Origin of the sequence: Desulfotomaculum copahuensis, from assembly GCF_001655685.1 — a bacterium.
GTDB lineage: Bacteria > Bacillota > Desulfotomaculia > Desulfotomaculales > Desulfovirgulaceae > Desulfotomaculum_G > Desulfotomaculum_G copahuensis.
In genome coordinates this window covers 1-18,899 of the sequence record NZ_LYVF01000169.1, presented here as the reverse complement: position 1 = coordinate 18,899, position 18,899 = coordinate 1, and the positions used below count along the sequence as shown (strand labels likewise).

Genomic DNA, 18,899 nt, shown 5'->3' with positions numbered 1-18,899 from the left:
TTTGCATGCAGCTTTTTTCACACCAACCCGTACCGTTCCATCTTGTTGTACAAACTGCGCAAAGAGATGCCCAGCATACGGGCGGTGCGGGTACGGTTGCCACCGTTTTTCTGCAGCGCCTCCTGCAGTACCCGCCTTTCCCAGCGTTCCCGCAGCACGGCCAGGGTTTCCCCCTGATAGCCGCCCGGGGGGGCCTCATCTTCCGGCATGGCGGCGCCTTCCCCGACGCTCATCCCCAGGGGCGGCAGATGCACGGCCTGTACCTGCGTCTCGCCGCGCTTCATGTTGATCAGCGCCCGGCCGAGCACATTTTCCAATTCCCGTACATTACCGGGCCAGTCATAGTTCATTAACAATTGCAACGCCTCCGGGCTGATGCCGGCCACATTGCGCCCGTATTCCTGGTTAAGCTTGCGCAGGAGGAAATTGACCAGCAGCGGTACATCTCCGCGCCGGCGTCTTAGAGGCGGAATGTGCACGGGCAATACATTCAGCCGGTAATACAGATCCTCCCGGAAATGCCCCCGGCGCACCATCTGCTCCAGGTTGGCGTTGGTGGCGGCAATCACCCGCACATCTACATTGAGTGGCCGGGAGTCGCCCACCCGGACGATTTCATGTTCCTGTAGAACCCGCAGCAGTTTCACCTGTACACCGGGGTTTATTTCACCGACTTCGTCCAAAAAAATGGTACCGCCGTCGGCCTCGGCAAAATAGCCCTTGCGTCCGCCCCGGCGGGCACCGGTAAAAGAACCTTCCACATAACCGAAAAGTTCGCTTTCCAGCAAAGTCTCCGGAATGGCCGCGCAGTTGACCCGGACAAACTGCCCTCCGCACCGGGGACTGGCCTGGTGAATGGCATGGGCGAAAAGCTCCTTGCCGGTGCCGCTTTCCCCGCGCAGGATCACCGTGGCCGGCGTTTCAGCGGCCTTGCGCGCCTGCTCCACAGCCGCCAGCAGCTCATTGCTTTCCCCGGCGATATCTTCAAAGGTGTACCTGGCCTCCAGGCGGCGGATTAAACGCCGCGCCCGCTCCAGTTCATCCGACAGACGGCGGATTTCGGAGACATCATGAATCACCCCCACGCTTCCCTTCAGTAAGCCGTTGACTACAATAGGTGCCGCATCCACCAGCACTTCCTTGCGTTTGGGACCGACTTTCATGGGCACGTTCCTGACCGCCCGGCCGGTACGCAAAACCTGTAAATGCACACTTTCCCCCTCCGCAATATCCACTGTGGGCGGCCGGTTGAGTACGTCCTCTTCGGTCAGACCGGTCAGTCGGGTATAGGCCGGGTTGATCAGCAGGCCCAGACCATGTTCGTCCACTACGGAAATGGCGTCCTGGGTGGAATTGATGATGGCGTGCAGCAGGGTGCGTGTTTCCCGCAAACTGACGGTTTCCCCGGCCAGCCGTTCAATTTCACTGATGTCACGGAAGACGGCCACCGCGCCGGTGATCCGGCCCGCCGCATCCTTGAGCGGCACACGGTTGGTCAGGATGGTGATGTTCCCGACTTGCTGCGTGCGGTCCAGCTCAGCCCGGCCGCTTTTTAAAACCAGGTGCAGCCTGGTGTTGGGAATGACCTCCGCCACCGGCCGCCCCAGCACCCGGGCGGCGGAAAGGCCCATCAACCGCCTGGCGGCGCGGTTGAACAGGGTGACCCGGCCCGCCGCGTCTACAGCCAGCAAACCTTCATGAATGGAGTCCAGGATCCTTTCGATATCCGTTTCCGGCCTTTCCATTTCCCCCGCCTCCCCGGCTGGTGTATAATAATTGTATATATTCGTCCCCGCCGTTCCGCTTCCTTCCGGGAACGGGACAGCGACCCCGGCCGGGGGGTTTTACAAAGACTTAACCTCGCTTTTACCCGGACAGGCAGGAACCGGGGTGGAAAAGGGCGAATGACAATTCAAGCGCAACGGCTGGAGTGATGCGGTTTGTACATATGCCGCCGGAGGAGCAAAGGTATCAAGCGGCGGATTTTACTCTTGCTTCTGCTTTTGTTGGTTGCCCTGAATATCAATCGCATCGGGCGTTTATTCTACCCGTTTCCCTACCGGCAGACAGTAATTGAAGAGAGCCGTGCAAATAAACTGGATCCCTTTCTGGTGGCGGCTGTGATCAAGACGGAAAGCAATTTCAACCCGCGGGCCACTTCCCCCCGCGGCGCGCGGGGAATAATGCAGTTGATGCCTGAAACCGGCCGCTGGGCGGCGGAAAAAACCGGCTTAACCGGCTTTCACCCGGACCTGTTGTACGACCCGCAGGTGAATATTCACCTCGGCACCTGGTATCTGGCCGGCCTGTTCCGGGAATTCAACGGGGACAACGTACTGGCACTGGCTGCCTACAACGGGGGCCGCGGCAATGTGGAAAAATGGCTGGCCCAACAGCACTGGACCGGGAATGAAAACAACCTGGATCAAATACCTTTTCCGGAAACCCGGGATTTTGTACGCAAGGTGCTCTGGAACTACAAGGTGTACCGGTACCTTTATCAAGCGAGGTGAAGAGAAATGACGGAAAGGCTCCAAGACATGCTCAAGGGCGCTTTTTACGGCGCGGCGGTGGGTGACGCCCTGGGCGGCCCGGCGGAACTGATGGATGTCGCCGACATCCGGGAAAAATACGGTATCCTGCGGGATATGGTCGGCGGCGGCTGGCTCAACCTGGAACCGGGGGAATATACGGACGATACCCAGTTGACCCTGGCTGTGGCCCGGGGCATCCTGGCCAACCCGGTTTCACCGGTGGAGGAAACCGGACGCGGATTCATCCGCTGGTATCAGTCCGGACCCCGGGATATCGGCAACACCACCATCATGTCTTTCCGCAACTTTTTACGCACCGGCGACTGGAAAGAAGCGGCGCGCATTACCGCCAGTTCGTTGAACAAGCTGGACAGCAACGGCGGCTTGATGCGCACGCTGCCCGTAACTTTCGGCTACTGGGGCAACCTGGCGGCCATGGCCAGATGGTCGGTGGAAATTGCCTACATGACCCACTACAGCCAGGAAGGGGCGGCCTGCTGCCTCTTTTACAACCTGCTGCTTTACCTGTTGGGACGGGACCGGGGCAACAAGCGGGAAACCGTGACGAAGGCGCTGCAACTGACGGATCAGTACTGCCGGCAGGTTAACTTGTCGCCAAACAAATTCTTCTGGTACATTATCCGCCACATCCAGAAAAACGCACCCCCGGCCGTCCCGGGCGGCAGCGCCCTGGATACCATGGCCACCGCCCTGCAGTGCTTTTTGAACAACGAGTGCTTTGAGGACGCGGTGGTGGCGGCGGTGAACCGGGGGGATGACACCGATACCGCCGGCACGGTCACCGGCGGCATGGCCGGTATTTACTACGGATTTTCAGCCATCCCGGAACGCTGGCTGAAGGCTTTGAAGAACACCGCCCCCCTGGAGGAGGCGGTGGCGGGATTTTACCGGCTGATCAGCATGCACCACGGCATTTAACGGCACACTGCCAACGAACGGCGGACGGAAGCAATAACGAACGGTCAACCCCTCTCCCGGAACGCCGTCCGCCGGCGCAAAATGTAAACCAGGTAAATGATCAGCCCGGCCAGCATCCATACGCCAAATGCATACCAGGCAATGGCGGGAAGGTTGAAGATCAGGTAAAGACAAATGCCCGCCGTCAACAGCGGGACCACCGGCACACCCGGACAACGGAACGGGCGGGGCAGCTCCGGCCGGGTGTACCGGAGCACCAGCACACCCGCCGCCACCAGGCTGAAGGCGAACAATGTGGCTACATTGACCAGCGGGGCCAGGGTGTCCAGTGGAACAAACCCCGCCACCAGGGCTGTGATCAACCCCACCGTCCAGGTGCTGCTGAAAGGGGTGCGGTGACGCGGATGCACACCAGCCAGCCGGCGCGGCAGCAGGCCGTCCCGGCTGATTGAAAAAACAATGCGCGCCAGGCCGAACAGCATGACCAGAATCACCGTGGTGATCCCGGCAATGGCGCCCAGGGAGATAAACCCGGCCACCCAGTTCTGCCCGGCGTACTGCATGGCAAAAGCCACCGGTGACTTCACACCAAGCAGCTTGAAGGGCACCATGCCGGTAAGCACCGCCGCCACCGCTACGTAAAGCAGCGTGCATACGGACAGGGTGGCCACCAGGGCCAGCGGGATGTCCCGCTGCGGCCGGCGCACTTCCTCGGCGGCGGTGGTGATGGCGTCAAAACCGAGCAGGGCGAAAAACACCGTGGCCGCCCCGGCGACCATACCGTGATAACCGAAAGCCCAAAAAGGATGCCAGTTGACCGGATGGATGTGCTTGATCCCCACCGCAATAAACAGGACGATTACAGCCAGCTTGACAAAAACAATGAAGTTGTTCACCCGGGTGCTCTCCTTGACTCCCCGGGAAAGCAGCCAGGTGAGCAACAGGACAATGGCCGCAGCCGGCAGATCCGCCACCGATCCGGGCGCAACACCCGGCGCATCCCGGAAAACCACCGGCATATGCAGGCCGAACCCGGCCAGCAAGGATTGAAAATACCCCGACCAGCCGCCGGCCACGGCCGAAACGGCCAGTCCGTACTCCAAAATCAAATCCCAGCCCAGTATCCAGGCCACCGGCTCTCCCATGTTGGCCCGGGCAAAGGCGTAAACACTGCCGGCCCGGGGCATGGCCGCCGAAAATTCCCCGTAACACAGGGCGGCAAAAACACAAGCCACCGCGGCCAGCACAAAGGACAGCATGATCGCCGGTCCGGCCTGTCCGGCCGCCGCCACCCCGGTGAGCACGAATATACCCGTACCGATAACGGCGCCAATGCCCAGCAGGGTCAGATCCAGGGGACCCAGGGCACGTTTCAGAACGCCGCTCTCTTTTTCTGCAACTTCTGCAACCGAATTCCGGGCCAGACTCAATGTCAACCTCTCCCTGATAAATAATAGACACACTTTGTTATTCTAAATCATAGAGAAGAGGTTGTCCATACCAAAAATTAAGGCAGGTCCATTTTTAAAAACGGACCCGCCCGGCTCCTGCTTACAAGCACCACGTAAATCATCCATTTGCTTTATTGCCGGCACAGCTCATCCTTGAGCCGCTGGAACTCTTCACCGGTTATTTCTCCCCGGGCGTACCGCTGTTTAACAATGTCCAGCGGCTCCGAACCCGCCCCGAGCACAATTTTATTCCGCCGGTCCCACAGGTAAAAAGCCAGGAAAATCAGCCCCACCAACACAGCCACCGGTATGATCATATAAAGCAGCATGGAAAGACCCCAGCCCGGGCCGCCCGGCCAGTTGCCGCCAAAACCATAGTACATCATAATTCAAAGCCCCCTCTATATAAACTTTGCTTTTTATTATTTCTAATGATAAGGCACAGGTATTACAGAACCGTCGCGGAAATATTACGCTTTTGTTAAAACGAAAGTATTTGCGGGAAAATGCTGTTTTCTTGTAGGAATTACAAAGGACATGTAGAAATAATAGGACGGTGATGTCCTTTGCGGGCAAAAATAACCAAAATAATTCTGCTCATCGTCTGTCTGGCCGCCCTGGCGGCCGGCGTCCGGTTATTGCCCGCCCTGGAGGCAACGCGCGACGGCGCGGGCGGAAACAAAAGCCACCTCGCGGGGCGGACGGGCAATGAAGCCGGGTCGGCGGCGGAAAACCAGGCCCGGCTCACCAGTGACGCTGTACCGGTACCGGAAGCGGTGCCGGCGCAGGGAGTACCCGTACTCATGTACCACAGCGTAGGCCGGGAGCGCAACAATGACGCGGTGATTTCGCCGGAATTGTTTACCCGGCAGATGGCCTATTTACACAGTCATGGTTACCACCCGGTCTCCCTGGACCAGCTCTACGCCTACGTAACCAGGGATGAAGCCTTGCCCGTCCGGCCGGTGGCACTTACCTTTGACGATGGCTACCGGGACACATACGACACCGTCCTGCCCATATTAAGAAAGTACGGTTTCAAAAGTACGCTGTTTTTACCGGGTCACCAGGTGGACAGCCGTTTTTCAACAGCCGAGTTGCAGGCCATGGAGCAGGCGGGCATGGAGGTTTGCGCCCACGGCTTCAGCCACCGTCCGCTGAATACAATGACCCGGGCCGGTCAGCAGGATGAAATTACCCGGGTCAAAAACATACTGGATCAAAAACTGCATCAGGACACCCGTTACTTCTGTTACCCCGACGGCCGGTACAACCGGACGACACTGTCTTTGCTCAGGGAGGACGGGTACCGGATGGCCTTCACCATGAGCCCGGGCTGGGTGCACTATGGCGACAACCCGTACACCCTGCGCCGGATCTGGATCGGGAACAGTATTGATGAAAAGGGGTTTGCCGGCCGATTGACCAATGAACATTACCTGTCCCGGTAAATTTTTTAATGCAAGTTTAATCAAAAGGTTGTAATATTATGGTGCGGTACAAATTATTTTACGGGTGGGGAAAATGCGTATATTAAAAAAATTTTTTCGAGTGGCAACCCGTTTTTTGATTATCAACTTTATATTCATGGCTTTAACTTCACCCTTCGTAACCATTTACGGGCCTTTCGACAACCTGAAACGTGCCGTGGTCGGAGCAATCATGACCTCACGTCACCGCCAGTACATCACCTGGCTGCTTTCCGATCAGCAGATTGCCTCCATCATCGGCGACCGCTCTTTAAATGTAACGGCAAAACAGGGGGAACTGCTTAAATTCAACAACACACATGACGACTCAATCCAGCTGGTCAATATCGACGGCGCCCGCTTCCACGGCTTTATGCTGGAGGTAAAGGATCCGACACGGGTCAAGGTGGCTACGGCACGTGACCTGCAAGTCAAGGGGGAAACCACCAGCAACATCGCCCTGGACAACAACGCCGTGGCGGCGATCAACGCCGGCGGCTTTGACGACCCCTCGGGAACGGGTACCGGCCGGTTGCCCTACGGAGTGATCATCCACGACGGCCGGTTCCTGGAGGGCGGGGACATCAAAGGACCGGTGCAACTGGTGGGGTTGACCAGGGACGGGTCCCTGGTCGCCGGCAACTACACCGTACAGGAAATGAAGGATATGAATGTGAGCGAGGGGGTCAGCTTCGGCCCGCCGCTGATCCTGAACGGTAAAAAATTGATTACCCAGGGAGACGGCGGTTGGGGTCCGGGGCCGCGTACCGCCATCGGTCAGAAACAGGACGGCACCATTCTGCTGCTGGTGGTTGACGGAAGGCAGCCCGGATACTCACTGGGCGCCACCGTGCGTGACGCCCAGGACATCCTCTACGAGCAGGGGGCTTACGTAGCCGCCAACCTGGACGGTGGCTCCAGCAGCACCATGTTTTACAACGGCAAGCTGGTGAACAAACCATGCGACCTGCTGGGAGAACGCATGGTGCCCACAGCGTTCATTGTTCAGTAACGGAGGACCGGGATGATGAAAAAGATTATTTTCTGGGTTCTGACCTCACTTTTATTACAAGGCGGGATATACCTTTATCTTGACCAGTATCTGCTGACCCCGACATCGCCATTTCAGGTCAAGGTGGCCGACAATCAGCCCGACACCACGACCAGCGGGCAGGTCTATTACTCCCGGGATAAAAAGTACATGGCCCAGGTAACGGCGGACAAGATAGAAATGTATGCCATGCCGGCCAGGAAGCTGATGCGCACCGTCAACCTGGGGGATAAGCATGTGTCTTATTTTAGGTGGCTGGACGACCGGGATCTGGCCCTGGCCGGCATGTATACCGATGTTGCCGGCGCCCGGGAGGTGGAGTTGACCCGGCTCAACCCCCTGACCAGCGGTTATGAAGTATCCGCCACCATCAAGGATCTACCTGCACGCAGCCAGATCGTCAATGTAGCCTACTCCACCGCCACCAATGTGGTCTACATGCAGGTCACCCGGGACAACATCAGCCGCATTTACCGGTTCGATGCCAACCACTACCTGAGCCGGATCTGGCTTAATACTTATAACATCGGCCGCATCGCCACCCTGGTGGATCAGGACTGTCTGATTTATGACGATCTGAACCGGAACACGGTAAACATCCGAGAAGCAAACGGCAGCCAGCGGATAATTTCACCACCGGCCGCCAGATACCGTCTGATCGGGGCGGACCGTCAAAACAATATCTACATTGCCAAACTGAACAGGGAAGGATTGGGTGAAAGCATCTATGCCGGACGGCTGCTGGTGGGCTTCCGGCTGACCAAGGATTTGAACACCCCGGTAAGCACCAGTGAGCTTAAACTTTCCGATGTGATCGGGTGAAGGAAAGAACGGGGCTTAAATTCTAACGGACATAATTTTACGAATGCGACCCGCAAATGAAAAGGCTGTGGCCCGACCCATAATAATCGATGCCGCTGTCATACTGCTTCGCAGCGAACCTGCAGCGTCCATGCAAGCCAAACCGCCCGGTGGGATTCACCGGGCGGTACCGTTTTTATTCCCTGTCTTTCGGGAGCGGGTGCAAGAACTGCATACAAGCGGCCTCCATTATCATGAGGGTACGGAAAGCCCCCGCGATCGTCCTGAATGAAGCTCAAACCCCCCAACAAGTATTTTACTCCGCCAGCCGGGCGGCATACCCTTTTAACAGCAGGGAACTGGTCACCACAGAAACGGAGGACATGGCCATGGCCAGACCGGCCCACTCGGGGGGCAATAATTTACCCGTCACGGGATAGAGCACCCCGGCGGCCACCGGAATGCCGATGGAGTTGTAGATCAGCGCCCAGAACAGGTTCTGCTTGATCTTGGCCAGGGTTTTGCGGCCCAGGCGAATAGCCCTCTCCACATCCAGAAGGTCGTTTCTGACCAGCACGATGTCCCCCGTCTCCTTGGCCACATCGGTGCCCGATCCGATGGCGATGCCAATATCGGCCCGGGCCAGGGCCGGCGCATCGTTGATCCCGTCACCGACCATGGCCACTTTGATCCCCTTTTCCTGGTACTGGCGAATAATGGCGATCTTATCCTGCGGCAGGATTTCAGCCGCCACTTCATCTATGCCCACCTGCCGGCCGACCACGGCGGCCACCTTTTTGTTGTCGCCGGTGATCATAAATGTCTGCAAGCCCAATTTATGCAGCCGGAAGATGGCTTCCCGGGCGTTGTCCTTGATCACGTCGGCCAGGGCAATCAAACCGATCACACGCCCCGCCAGGGCGACAAACATGGTGGTCTTCCCATCCTCCGCCAGCCGTTTGAAGTCTTTCTCCGCCTGACCGGATTCCACGCCGTGCTCCTGCATCAGACGGATGTTGCCAATGAGCAGTTGCTGCCCCCGGTAGGAGCAAATAATCCCGTGGCCACTTTCTTCCCGGTAATCCTGCACTGTTTCGATTTCCATATTTTCTCTCCTTGCCCGGGCCGCCACCGCCTGAGCCAGGGGATGCAGGGAAAGATTCTCCCCCGCGGCGGCAATTTGCAGCACCGCCAACTCCCGGTAGGGCGCATAAGCCACGATGCCGGTCACCTCGGGCATGCCCCTGGTGATGGTACCGGTTTTGTCGAAACCAACGGCCTGCAAGCGGGCCACCCCTTCCAGCACCGCCGCCGACTTGAAAAGGATGCCCCGGTTCAGACCGACGCCGCTGCCCACCATGATCGCCGTGGGAGTGGCCAGGCCCAGGGCGCAGGGGCAGGCAATGACCAGGACGGCCACGCCGGCGGTGAAGGCGAAAACAAAGGGATAGTGCAGGCCGGAATACCAGACCGCAAAAGTGACCAGGGCGATAAACACCACTGCAGGCACGAAGTAATTGGAAACGGTGTCCGCAAAACGCTGAATGGGCGGTTTGACACCCTGGGCGTCCTCCACCATTTTGATAATACCGGCAAGTATGGTATCTTTTCCGGTTTTGGTGATTTTCACCTTAATCACACCCGAGCGGTTGATGGTCGCCCCGGCCACCCCGTCGCCCACTCCCTTTTCCACCGGAATGGACTCCCCGGTGAGCATGGATTCGTCCACGCTGGCCCGTCCTTCGATTATTTCACCGTCCACCGGAATCTTTTCCCCCGGCTTGACCAGCACCACATCACCAATCCGCACCTCCGAGGCGGCAACCTCCTTCTCCTCCCCGTTCACCAGCAGGCGGGCCTTGTCCGCCTGCAGCTCGAGCAGCTTTTTCAAGGCCTGGCCGGCACGGCCCTTGGCCCGGGCCTCCAGGAACTTGCCGAAGCGGATAAAGGTGATCAAGAGCATGGATGTGTCAAAGAAGGTCGGGCCGGCAAAAAACAGCTGCGGGAATGTGGTTAATATACTGTAGCCGTAGGAGGCCGTTGTACCCATGGCCACCAGCACATCCATATTGGCCGACCGGTTTTTCAAAGCATGGTAGGCCCCCCGGTAAAAGGTCCGGCCGGCGGTGAACTGGACGATGGTGGCCAGGGCAAAGAGGACATATTTCAAATTTTGGGTCATGGGCAACAACAGCATCGCCAGCATGGCCGGTATGGACAGCACGGCGCTGAAAATAAGCCAGTTGCGCTCCGCCACGGCAGTCCGGCCGTCTTCATCCCGGTCACTACTTTCCAGCGGGACATAGCCCGCATCCCGGACCAGTTCGAAAATGCCTTTCCGGTTAATCACAGCCGGATTAAATTCCACGCTCACTGTTTCACTGGCAAAGTTCACCGCGGCATTTTTCACCCCCGGCGCGGCCCTGAGCCTTTTCTCGATGGTCAAAGCGCAGTTGGCGCAGGTCATGCCGCCCACTTTGAATTGGATTTTGCCACCGTCTTCGGACCGGGCATCGTAGCCCAAATCACGCACCCGGGCCGTGATTTCGTCCTCATTCACCAACCGGGGATCAAATTCCACGGCCAGTTTCTCCGAAGCAAAATTCACCGCCGCCGCATTAACCCCGGCCATCTTTCCAACGCCCTTTTCTATGGTCAGGGCGCAATTGGCGCAGGTCATCCCGCTTACCTTGAACTGTGTCCTGATCAGTGGGCAGGCGCCGGCCGGCGGGACGTTTTCCCCTTTTTCCGGCGGCGCCGCCATACCGTCCGCTTCTTGGGCCGTCCCAACCGGTGCCGGTTTTCCCTCTGCCGGTGAAACCTTTTCCCCGGCCGCCTCCGCCTGAATTTCCCGGCTTCCTGATTCTGTAGTATAACCGGCTTCTTCAATGGCCCGGCGAATATCCGCCGGGGTGGTCAGCGCCGGATCATAACTGAGCGATGCCCTTGAATCCTCCAGCGATACCTGGACATCCTTCACCCCGGGCAGTTGTTCCAGAGCATTGGTCACCCTTTTCACGCAATGTTCGCACGACATGCCGTAAACACTAACTTCCATGTGCTCCCTGGCCTGCCGTTCCCGGCCGCTCATAATAACCCCTCCCGTCATTAATGCCTGCCCTTAATCCTTTGCTTATACCGCAGTTCAGCCCGGCGTCCGGATGAAAGTTTTTTACCGGGACATCTATTCCCGGCAGACTACCGTAAACTGGTCCGACGGCTAGCGCATCAGCTTGAACACCGTTTTCAGCACTTCGTCAATCACTTCTTCCCTGCCGGCAGCGAGTTGCTCTTTGATACAAGATTTCATGTGCTTTTCCAGCAACAGTTTGGCCACGCCATACAGGGCGGATTGTGCGGCGGCAATTTGATTCAATACGTCGTCACAGTATACGTGCCGTTCAATCATCCCCCGGATCCCCCGGATCTGTCCCTCGATGCGGTTCAAACGGGCGGACAGTTCATTGATCGTTTTTTCGCTGTGATGGCTTTTGCGTTTTTCGCCGTCATCCTCCGGTACCCGGCAATCCGGGCATGAAAAATTACCTGCCTCGTCCACCGCCTCACCTCCCGAAAATATAGTATACCCCCCTAGGGTATATGTCAAGGGAAATGTTTACTGTTAATCTTTACGTACACACGGCTTAAAATACCGTGAGATTTAACTCCATAGCTAATGACATGCGGGATGTAACGGCGGAGGAGTTGGAGGAATTATGTGAAGCACCCGGGGATTTGGGTTGCGCCGGTCAGCTCAAAGCAGTCGTGATGGACAGGCAAGCACTAAACAATACAGGATTCCTTGCCCGTCACCCCGGGAAATAATTTACCACCGTCCTTTGGGGGCGGTGCTATTTTTGAACAACCGCCGATCCATGCATTTTACCGCCGGGATAACTGGCGGCTTTTTGTTTGTCCCCTTGATTATTAATGCTTTAATTTGTATTATTTATGGGGGAGGAGTTCTGTCATGTCTCAAAAAAGCAAAGTAGACGACCTGCACCTGCGTTACCTGCGCAAATGGCTCTTGATCGCCGGCTCCATCGGGGTGGTGGCCGGGGTGGGTGCCATCGTTTTTTATGAGGCCATCCGCTGGTCCACCTATTTGTTTCTCGGTCTGGGGGCCGGTTTTCATCCGCCGGGACCCCTGGGCGAAGGGCAACCGGTGGTCACGGAAATCACCCGGCGCTGGATGATCCCGGTGGTCACCACCATTGGCGGCCTGTTGAGCGGTCTGATCGTCTTCAAGTTCGCCCCGGAGGCGGAGGGGCACGGCACCGACGCGGCCATCGACGCCTTCCATCATAAAGAGGGGATCATCCGCGCCCGGGTGCCCCTGGTCAAGATCATCGCCTCCGCCATTACCATCGGTTCCGGGGGCAGCGCCGGACGGGAAGGCCCCACGGCGCAGATTGCCGCCGGCTTCGGTTCGATCATGGGCCAGTTGCTCAAGCTCAACGCCCGGGACCGCCGCATCGCCCTGGCCACCGGCATCGGCGCCGGCATTGGGGCGATCTTCAAAGCACCGCTGGGCGGCGCTCTGTTGAGCACGGAAATACTATATACCTGGAGGGCTTTGAGGTCCAGGCACTGGTGCCCTCTTTCATCGCCTCTTTAACCGGTTACATCATCTTTGCCGGCTACACCGGCTATATGCCTGTCTTCGGCTGGATGTCCCGGAATATTGCCTTTGATCCGGTAACACTGCTCTATTACGCCCTGCTGGGCGTGTTGTGCGGTTTAATCGGCATCCTTTACCCGAAAACCTTTTATGCCACCCGGGATTATTTTAAAAAAATTAATTTGCCCAAATGGCTCAAGCCGGCTCTTGGCGGCCTGCTGGTAGGGATTATGGGCCTTTTCCTGCCCCAGGTGCTGGGTATGGGCTACGGCTGGCTGCAACTGGGCATGCTGAACGATCCCCTTCCCCTGGGCATCGTAGTATTGCTCATCTTTGCCAAGATTCTGGGCACTTCGCTGTCCATCGGTTCCGGTGGCAGCGGCGGTGTCTTTGCCCCGGGCCTGTTTATCGGCGGCATGGTGGGCACGGCACTGTGGCAGTCGCTGCATGGTCTGGCTGGCCATCTGCCCTCCTCCCCGCAACCTTTTATCGTGGTGGGCATGATGGCACTGTTCGGCGCCGTGGCCCGCGCGCCGCTGGCCGTGATGTTCATGGTGGGCGAAATGACCGGCGGTTACGCCATGCTGGTGCCGGCTATGATTGCCATGGGCATAGCCTACGTCCTGGTGGGCAACAACACCATTTACGAAAGCCAGGTGCCCACTCCGGCCGATTCCCCGGCCCATCGCCTGGACTATTACTTCCCGCTGCTGGAAAACGTCAAAGTTAAAGAAATCATGAGCTCCAACATCCCGCTGGTCACTTTGCAGACTACTGTGGCCGAAGCGGGAGAATTGCTCAAAAACAAAAAAATCAAGGGCCTGCCTGTCGTAGCCGGGGAAAACGACCGCCAGTTGCTGGGGGTGATTACCCGCGAAGATGTGATCCGGGTCCCCCTGCTCCAACGGACGGAAACGGGCGTGGGTCAGACCATGTCCGCCCCGCCCATTGTGATCGGTCCCGACGAAACCCTGGACGTGGCCCTGACAGTCATGTCCGACAACGACATCGCTTTTTTGCCGGTGGTGGAGGAGAACAAGCTGGCCGGCTTGATCACGCGGCGCGGCATTATCCGCACCTACATCCTGGCCGCACAAAAGGCCGGCGCGGAACACACCCGGGCAAGTCAGCAATTGACGGCTTAAAAGCGCATATCCTTATCGTGAAAATATATAAACTTCGCAAGGGGTGATCGCTTGGTCCTGCCAAATGTTATTGGTCTCATCATTCTGGGTATTTCTTTGATATTCCTTGTGTCCTGGTTCTTTCAATGGCTTTGGAATATCACTATGCCCCAGGTGTTCAATTTAAAAGAAATTACATTCTGGCAAGCTTTTAGACTTCTACTTATTGCCGGAATACTTTTTGGCGGTACTCATTATAATTTTCATTAAATAGACGGTTAACCCGCGGCTGGCGCTGGTGACAACCAGCGCCATTTTTCCGCCAGCGCCCGTACTTTTTCGCGCAACATGCCAAATTATTTACAGTCATATCAATTTTGCGTAATCACGCGCTCCGTAGAAGAAACGCAGAACAATTACTATTTTATCGCTTTCATACACTTTATAAACAAGGATGTAGTTTTTTATAACGGCCTTGCGATAACCCTCTTTTTCCAAACGGCCATCGCTACATTTGGAATACATCATCGGATTGCTTTTCAAGTAACCATAGCACTTGTCAACCTCGTCAAGAAAATCGGACGCGGCCGTTGGATTCGCCAATTGGATGGCAATATACGATACAATGCCGTCCAAATCCTGATGAGCAAGTTCTGTTACAACCAGCTTATACATTGTACTTTTCTCTTATACTTTTTAGAGATTGATCTCCGTCAAGGATTTTTCCCTCCGTCAATTGTTCCTCGGCAGCGTTCAACTTGCGGTATACATCGGACATGAACATCTTTTCCTCATACATTTTCATGCTCATGATGACCATGTCCCCGTATCCGTTTTTCGTTACAAAAATAGGCTCATCCGATTCGTGGCACATCTGAGAAATCTCACTTGTATTTTTTAAGTCGCGAATTGGAATAATTTTAGGCATAATATTCAGCTCCTTTCCGTGGCTTTATTGTACCATAATTATGCCCCCAATATCAATCTTTATTCTCTGCCGCACAAAAGGCTGGCGCTGAACGCACCCGGGCAAGGCAGCAATTGACGGCTTAAAAGCTCATATCCTTATCGTGAAAATATATAAACTTTGCAAGGGAGTGATCGCCTGGTTCTGCCGAATGTTATTGATCTATTTCCCGCTTTCGCTAATCTTTTTCGTACACTTGCGCCATTTTTTCCGCCAGCATGCGCATCTTTTCGCGCAGCCACCGGGGTTCCAGCACCTCCACCAGATCCCCCCACTGGGAGAGCCAGCCGATCATTTCGTCCAGGCCACAGGCTTCGAAGGTAACTATAGCCGAGCCGTCGGGCAGTTCCGTTTCGAGCTTCTGGGACGGGTGATAAAGCACGTTTTTGACCCGGTGGGCCACCTGACGGTTGAATTTTAGCCGCACCAGACAGGTCTTTCCGTCGTTAATCACTCCCCAGCTGGACGCCATAAACTCTGCGAGAGAAAATCCCGCCGGGTATAGAAAATGCTCAGTGGCATAAGCCAGTACATCCTGAATCTGGTCCACCCGGAAAACACGGATGTCATTCTTTTTCAAGCAGCGGCCGACCAGGTACCAGTTGTTGTGCTTGCAGATCAGGCCGTACGGCTCCACCACCCGTTCAGACTGCTGACCGCTCCAGGTGGCGAAGTACCAGATTTTCACCCGGTGGGAGTCCCTGATTGAATTTACCAATGTCGCAAACAGGGCGGCCACTTTTTCCGGACCGGTCAAACTTTCTTCAACGAAGTGAATGCGCTTTTGCAGCTTTTCCACCGCCAACTCCCTGGGATCATAATGATATCTGAACAAGGTGGCAATTAGGGCATCCTTGATCTCGTTCAGGTGGCCGGAGAGGGCGGAACCTTTTTGCTGAAGCATGCTTAAATAAACAATGGTCGCTTTTTCAGGACTCAGGGCGGGCAGGTAGCCGGCCTCCAGACACACCTGCATTGTCCTGCCGTTTTGCTTCCGGACCAGCGGCACATGCAGGCCGTTTTCAATGGCATTCAAATCCCGGTAGATTTGACGCGTACTGACCTCGTGCATTTCGGCCAATTCCTTGACGGTGACACCGCCATAGGGGGTCTTTTTGTTCAGCCGGTCAATGATCTTGTTCAACCGCAAGCCCCGCGTGGCGTCTTTTTTCGCTCCCCCCGGCATGACTCAACCTCCTGCTAAAACCAGACATTATTTCGAAAATTTCGCGGGGTGTTGCGATTTTCCTGCCTGGACTTTTACCGTGCCTCTCCCAAAAAATAACAGTCCGCGCAATTATATAAGAGGTACGGCTCCCAAGACGCCAGCGGCCCTTTAAACAACCGGCGGTACTGAATTCTTTGCCGGTTGATGTTGAACCGACATTACCGCTTCAGCGATCGCCGCTGTCTGCATACGGGTCAATTTTTCTTTATGGTGGTGCTTGAACAGGTTTGGCAAGCCGTTAAGGCCGTAAATCAGCGTATTGTCCGGAGGGATTGTGCCGCTTTCAATCTGAAAGCGGCCGTGGGTATTGGAAAGAACGATCACTGATGTGATGCCGTTTTTTATTTTACACTTTTGCCGGATAAATTCCTGCAGGGCCATAACATGCCTGCTATTCTGTGCGGCCGGGTTTTCCGGTACGGCCACCCAGCTTCCAAGGTGAAACCGGTACCACCGGCCGCCGGCATCACAGCCCGCATTATTCCAGTGCTTTGTTTCCAGACAGTATATCCCGGCCGGACCCAGAACCAGGTGATCGATCTGGCTGCCGTTTATAATGATGTCATTGATCACAATCCATCCGGCCGGAAGTATCCTGTCCAGTTTCCGCTCGACCAGCATCTCTCCCTCGTTTCCCCTGAGCAATCCCCTTTCTTTTACGGAAAGAGCGGGAAAGGCCGATATCATAATAATTATTCCGAAGGCGAAGATACCCGCCAGGATTAATATCCCGTAATGCATATAGCGGTAAAACGTAAAAGCAGCGACAATTATGAAGGCAATAACCGCCAGCAGGGTTATATAATTTTTAATTCTCCCGAAGCGCCATCCGTTCACTTTCTTTTTCAAAGAACCGGGCCACTTAAGAGTGTTTGCCAAACGATCAACCCCCGGTAGTCTTAAACCAGCCGATCCTGCTCCGCGGGATCGCTGATCACCAGCACAGCCGCACCGTTGAACCGGCCGTAACGCAAATCGTCGAGAGCCTGATTGGCCGCCTCCAGAGGATAGGACTTAACCTCGGTGCGCACCGGAATCAATGGCGCCAGGGCCATGAATTCCTCACCGTCACGCCGGGTGAGGTTGGCCACGGAGCGCAACACCCGCTCACCCCAGAGAATTTCATAGGGAAATGAGGGAATGTCACTCATGTGTATTCCCCCGCAAACCACCACGCCTCCCCGGGCCACCGCCCGCAGGGCGGCCGGAACCAGTTCCCCCGCCGGGGCGAAAATAATCGCCGCATCCAGTTCCTCCGGAGGAAGTTCATCGGAATTTCCGGCCCAGACCGCACCCATATCGCGGGCAAATTTTTGCGTCCTTATGTCGCCCGGCCTGGTAAAAGCATAAACATGCCGTCCCTGGAAGCGGGCAACCTGCACAACAATATGAGCCGCCGCACCAAAACCGTAAATACCCAGGCGCTCAGCTTCACCGGCCATAACCAGGGAGCGGTAGCCGATCAAGCCGGCACAAAGCAACGGCGCCGCCTGCAAATCGGGGTAGCCGGCGGGAACAGGAAAACAAAAACGGTAATCCGCCACAGCGTATTCGGCAAATCCCCCGTTTATGTGGTAACCGGTAAAACGGGCACTGTCACACAGGTTCTCCCTTCCCGAAAGGCAATAACGGCAGGTGTTGCAGGTGGAACCCAGCCAGGGGACGCCGACCCGCTCCCCGGCGGCATACCGCCCGGCACCTTCGCCGGTCGCAACCACCGTACCCACAATCTGATGACCCGGTACCAGGGGTAGTTTGGGTTCTTTCAACTCGCCGTCGACAATATGCAAATCAGTCCGGCAAATGCCGCAGGCATGAACACGAATCAAGACCTGCCCCGCGCCCGGCGCCGGCACCGGCATATCAACGGCACGCAATGGCGTGCCCGGTTCCTCCAGCATCATCGCACGCAATGAAAACCCTCCCTCCAAAGATTATTTGCTGGTAAGGTATTAGCCACTTGTCCCGGTTTTCCTGCCGCGGGTTGGGAAACCTGCGGCGTTCCGTTCCGCTGCCAGGCGGCTACAAGAGAGAAAGGGGGAGGAATTTGATGGACGTAGCATAATCACTGGCAGGACTGTAACTGATGGTGCGATCAGGAGATATCGCTGAGCCCAGAGTTTACGCGGTTCGGACGACTCAGCGATAATCTAAAGAACGCAGTTATATTGCGTTATATTTACCTGATGATAGAAAAAGCGGTAGAAAGTTATTTATGAGCTGGCCTGACCATGCTTTTTAAAGCCTGTATTCAACGGTTTCCGGCCCGGATAAAATTTCGTAAAGAAAGCCGGCTCTTTGTTTTTGGGCCTGATCAATCTCTTCCGGTGTATAACCGCGTACCTCTATAGGTTCCATGACTTCGGCCAGGGCATCGCCGAGAATTTCCCAGCGCCTCCATTGGGGCATGTCCTTGAAGGCTTTGGAGATAACGATCAAGTCAATGTCACTATATGGCCCGGCCGTACCTTTAGCTTGAGAGCCAAACAGGTAGGCCGCTTGAATGGGAACCCCATTTTGGGATAAAGCAGACAGGTATTGTCTGACAATTTCGTTTACCCGGTTTGACGTTTGAGGCATTTAACCGTTGAGGAGCAGTTTTGAACAAGGGAGGGGTGGATGTGGTAAAGCGTACTTTTATCGTATCTGCGGAGATGGCCTGGCAGATCGAGGAATTTGCAAAAGGGTGGGGAGTCTATAATGGACCCATAAAT

17 protein-coding genes and 1 pseudogene are annotated in these 18,899 nt (G+C 56.0%); 7 read left to right on the top strand and 11 right to left on the bottom strand.

What is annotated here, in order from left to right; all coding sequences use genetic code 11:
• Window positions 1-17: 17 nt before the first annotated feature.
• The gene (locus A6M21_RS12250) at window positions 18-1,745 is read right to left on the bottom strand and encodes a sigma-54 interaction domain-containing protein (protein WP_066669228.1); all 1,728 of its coding nucleotides are present in this window, start codon (window positions 1,743-1,745) and stop codon (window positions 18-20) included.
• Window positions 1,746-1,991: 246 nt separating this feature from the next.
• On the opposite strand from A6M21_RS12250, the gene A6M21_RS12245 reads away from it, so the two are divergent.
• Together A6M21_RS12245 and A6M21_RS12240 are read left to right on the top strand one after the other, a co-directional pair.
• A complete protein-coding gene (locus tag A6M21_RS12245; protein WP_242868839.1) occupies window positions 1,992-2,513 on the top strand; it encodes a lytic transglycosylase domain-containing protein in 522 nt (173 codons plus the stop codon).
• Between the two features lie 6 nt (window positions 2,514-2,519).
• Window positions 2,520-3,473 carry an ADP-ribosylglycohydrolase family protein gene (locus A6M21_RS12240; protein WP_078060620.1) on the top strand — a complete coding sequence of 318 codons (954 nt, stop codon included), beginning with the start codon at window positions 2,520-2,522 and terminating at the stop codon, window positions 3,471-3,473.
• A gap of 44 nt (window positions 3,474-3,517) precedes the next feature.
• Here the strand turns inward: A6M21_RS12240 and A6M21_RS12235 are convergent, their stop codons facing one another.
• A complete protein-coding gene (locus A6M21_RS12235; protein ID WP_345788102.1) occupies window positions 3,518-4,903 on the bottom strand; it encodes an amino acid permease in 1,386 nt (461 codons plus the stop codon).
• A gap of 152 nt (window positions 4,904-5,055) precedes the next feature.
• Complete coding sequence (locus tag A6M21_RS12230; protein ID WP_066669220.1) at window positions 5,056-5,310, bottom strand: SHOCT domain-containing protein; 255 nt, start codon at window positions 5,308-5,310, stop codon at window positions 5,056-5,058.
• A gap of 180 nt (window positions 5,311-5,490) precedes the next feature.
• Between A6M21_RS12230 and A6M21_RS12225 the strand changes: the two genes are divergently transcribed.
• The 3 genes from A6M21_RS12225 to A6M21_RS12215 all read left to right on the top strand — a co-directional run bounded on the left by A6M21_RS12225 (window position 5,491) and on the right by A6M21_RS12215 (window position 8,266).
• A complete protein-coding gene (locus tag A6M21_RS12225) occupies window positions 5,491-6,375 on the top strand; it encodes a polysaccharide deacetylase family protein (RefSeq protein ID WP_066669218.1) in 885 nt (294 codons plus the stop codon).
• A 73-nt stretch (window positions 6,376-6,448) separates the two neighbouring features.
• Window positions 6,449-7,405 (top strand): phosphodiester glycosidase family protein, encoded by a 957-nt coding sequence (locus A6M21_RS12220; RefSeq protein WP_066669217.1) that lies wholly within the window; start codon window positions 6,449-6,451, stop codon window positions 7,403-7,405.
• A gap of 15 nt (window positions 7,406-7,420) precedes the next feature.
• Window positions 7,421-8,266 carry a hypothetical protein gene (locus tag A6M21_RS12215; protein ID WP_078060619.1) on the top strand — a complete coding sequence of 282 codons (846 nt, stop codon included), beginning with the start codon at window positions 7,421-7,423 and terminating at the stop codon, window positions 8,264-8,266.
• A 295-nt stretch (window positions 8,267-8,561) separates the two neighbouring features.
• Here A6M21_RS12215 and A6M21_RS12210 read toward each other — a convergent pair whose 3' ends face one another.
• Window positions 8,562-11,336: a heavy metal translocating P-type ATPase gene (locus A6M21_RS12210; RefSeq protein WP_066669215.1), complete on the bottom strand. Its 2,775-nt coding sequence runs from the start codon at window positions 11,334-11,336 to the stop codon at window positions 8,562-8,564.
• 129 nt (window positions 11,337-11,465) lie between these two features.
• The gene (locus A6M21_RS12205; RefSeq protein ID WP_066669213.1) at window positions 11,466-11,804 is read right to left on the bottom strand and encodes a metal-sensitive transcriptional regulator; all 339 of its coding nucleotides are present in this window, start codon (window positions 11,802-11,804) and stop codon (window positions 11,466-11,468) included.
• 411 nt (window positions 11,805-12,215) lie between these two features.
• On the opposite strand from A6M21_RS12205, the pseudogene A6M21_RS19490 reads away from it, so the two are divergent.
• Window positions 12,216-13,432: pseudogene (locus tag A6M21_RS19490) on the top strand (chloride channel protein); the annotation flags it as partial.
• On the top strand, window positions 13,412-14,011 hold the full coding sequence (locus A6M21_RS19485; protein ID WP_427854626.1) for a CBS domain-containing protein: 600 nt from the start codon (window positions 13,412-13,414) through the stop codon (window positions 14,009-14,011). The pseudogene A6M21_RS19490 and the gene A6M21_RS19485, both read left to right, overlap by 21 nt.
• A 345-nt stretch (window positions 14,012-14,356) precedes the next feature.
• Here the strand turns inward: A6M21_RS19485 and A6M21_RS12195 are convergent, their stop codons facing one another.
• From A6M21_RS12195 to A6M21_RS12170, 6 genes are all read right to left on the bottom strand, one after another.
• Window positions 14,357-14,665, bottom strand: a complete 309-nt coding sequence (locus A6M21_RS12195; protein WP_066669211.1) for a type II toxin-antitoxin system RelE/ParE family toxin — start codon at window positions 14,663-14,665, stop codon at window positions 14,357-14,359.
• Window positions 14,658-14,918 (bottom strand): type II toxin-antitoxin system Phd/YefM family antitoxin, encoded by a 261-nt coding sequence (locus tag A6M21_RS12190; RefSeq protein ID WP_066669209.1) that lies wholly within the window; start codon window positions 14,916-14,918, stop codon window positions 14,658-14,660. The genes A6M21_RS12195 and A6M21_RS12190 overlap by 8 nt, the downstream gene beginning before the upstream one ends.
• Window positions 14,919-15,135: 217 nt before the next feature.
• Window positions 15,136-16,143 (bottom strand): helix-turn-helix transcriptional regulator, encoded by a 1,008-nt coding sequence (locus tag A6M21_RS12185; protein ID WP_066669207.1) that lies wholly within the window; start codon window positions 16,141-16,143, stop codon window positions 15,136-15,138.
• Window positions 16,144-16,293: 150 nt separating this feature from the next.
• Window positions 16,294-17,064 carry a nuclease-related domain-containing protein gene (locus A6M21_RS12180; protein ID WP_066669205.1) on the bottom strand — a complete coding sequence of 257 codons (771 nt, stop codon included), beginning with the start codon at window positions 17,062-17,064 and terminating at the stop codon, window positions 16,294-16,296.
• 20 nt (window positions 17,065-17,084) lie between these two features.
• Window positions 17,085-18,089: a zinc-dependent alcohol dehydrogenase family protein gene (locus tag A6M21_RS12175; RefSeq protein ID WP_201721893.1), complete on the bottom strand. Its 1,005-nt coding sequence runs from the start codon at window positions 18,087-18,089 to the stop codon at window positions 17,085-17,087.
• A gap of 334 nt (window positions 18,090-18,423) precedes the next feature.
• On the bottom strand, window positions 18,424-18,765 hold the full coding sequence (locus A6M21_RS12170) for a nucleotidyltransferase domain-containing protein (protein WP_066669199.1): 342 nt from the start codon (window positions 18,763-18,765) through the stop codon (window positions 18,424-18,426).
• Window positions 18,766-18,899: the final 134 nt, after the last annotated feature.

What these genes read in the sequence shown, in the direction of transcription:
- A6M21_RS12230 (WP_066669220.1), bottom strand. Translation starts at nt 5,310, where the DNA reads ATGATGTACTATGGTTTTGGCGGCAACTGGCCGGGCGGCCCGGGCTGG.
- A6M21_RS12240 (WP_078060620.1), top strand. Translation starts at nt 2,520, where the DNA reads ATGACGGAAAGGCTCCAAGACATGCTCAAGGGCGCTTTTTACGGCGCG.
- A6M21_RS12220 (WP_066669217.1), top strand. Translation starts at nt 6,449, where the DNA reads ATGCGTATATTAAAAAAATTTTTTCGAGTGGCAACCCGTTTTTTGATT.
- A6M21_RS12215 (WP_078060619.1), top strand. Translation starts at nt 7,421, where the DNA reads ATGAAAAAGATTATTTTCTGGGTTCTGACCTCACTTTTATTACAAGGC.
- A6M21_RS12195 (WP_066669211.1), bottom strand. Translation starts at nt 14,665, where the DNA reads ATGTATAAGCTGGTTGTAACAGAACTTGCTCATCAGGATTTGGACGGC.
- A6M21_RS12185 (WP_066669207.1), bottom strand. Translation starts at nt 16,143, where the DNA reads ATGCCGGGGGGAGCGAAAAAAGACGCCACGCGGGGCTTGCGGTTGAAC.
- A6M21_RS12190 (WP_066669209.1), bottom strand. Translation starts at nt 14,918, where the DNA reads ATGCCTAAAATTATTCCAATTCGCGACTTAAAAAATACAAGTGAGATT.
- A6M21_RS12210 (WP_066669215.1), bottom strand. Translation starts at nt 11,336, where the DNA reads ATGAGCGGCCGGGAACGGCAGGCCAGGGAGCACATGGAAGTTAGTGTT.
- A6M21_RS12170 (WP_066669199.1), bottom strand. Translation starts at nt 18,765, where the DNA reads ATGCCTCAAACGTCAAACCGGGTAAACGAAATTGTCAGACAATACCTG.
- A6M21_RS12175 (WP_201721893.1), bottom strand. Translation starts at nt 18,089, where the DNA reads ATGATGCTGGAGGAACCGGGCACGCCATTGCGTGCCGTTGATATGCCG.
- A6M21_RS19485 (WP_427854626.1), top strand. Translation starts at nt 13,412, where the DNA reads ATGTTCATGGTGGGCGAAATGACCGGCGGTTACGCCATGCTGGTGCCG.
- A6M21_RS12250 (WP_066669228.1), bottom strand. Translation starts at nt 1,745, where the DNA reads ATGGAAAGGCCGGAAACGGATATCGAAAGGATCCTGGACTCCATTCAT.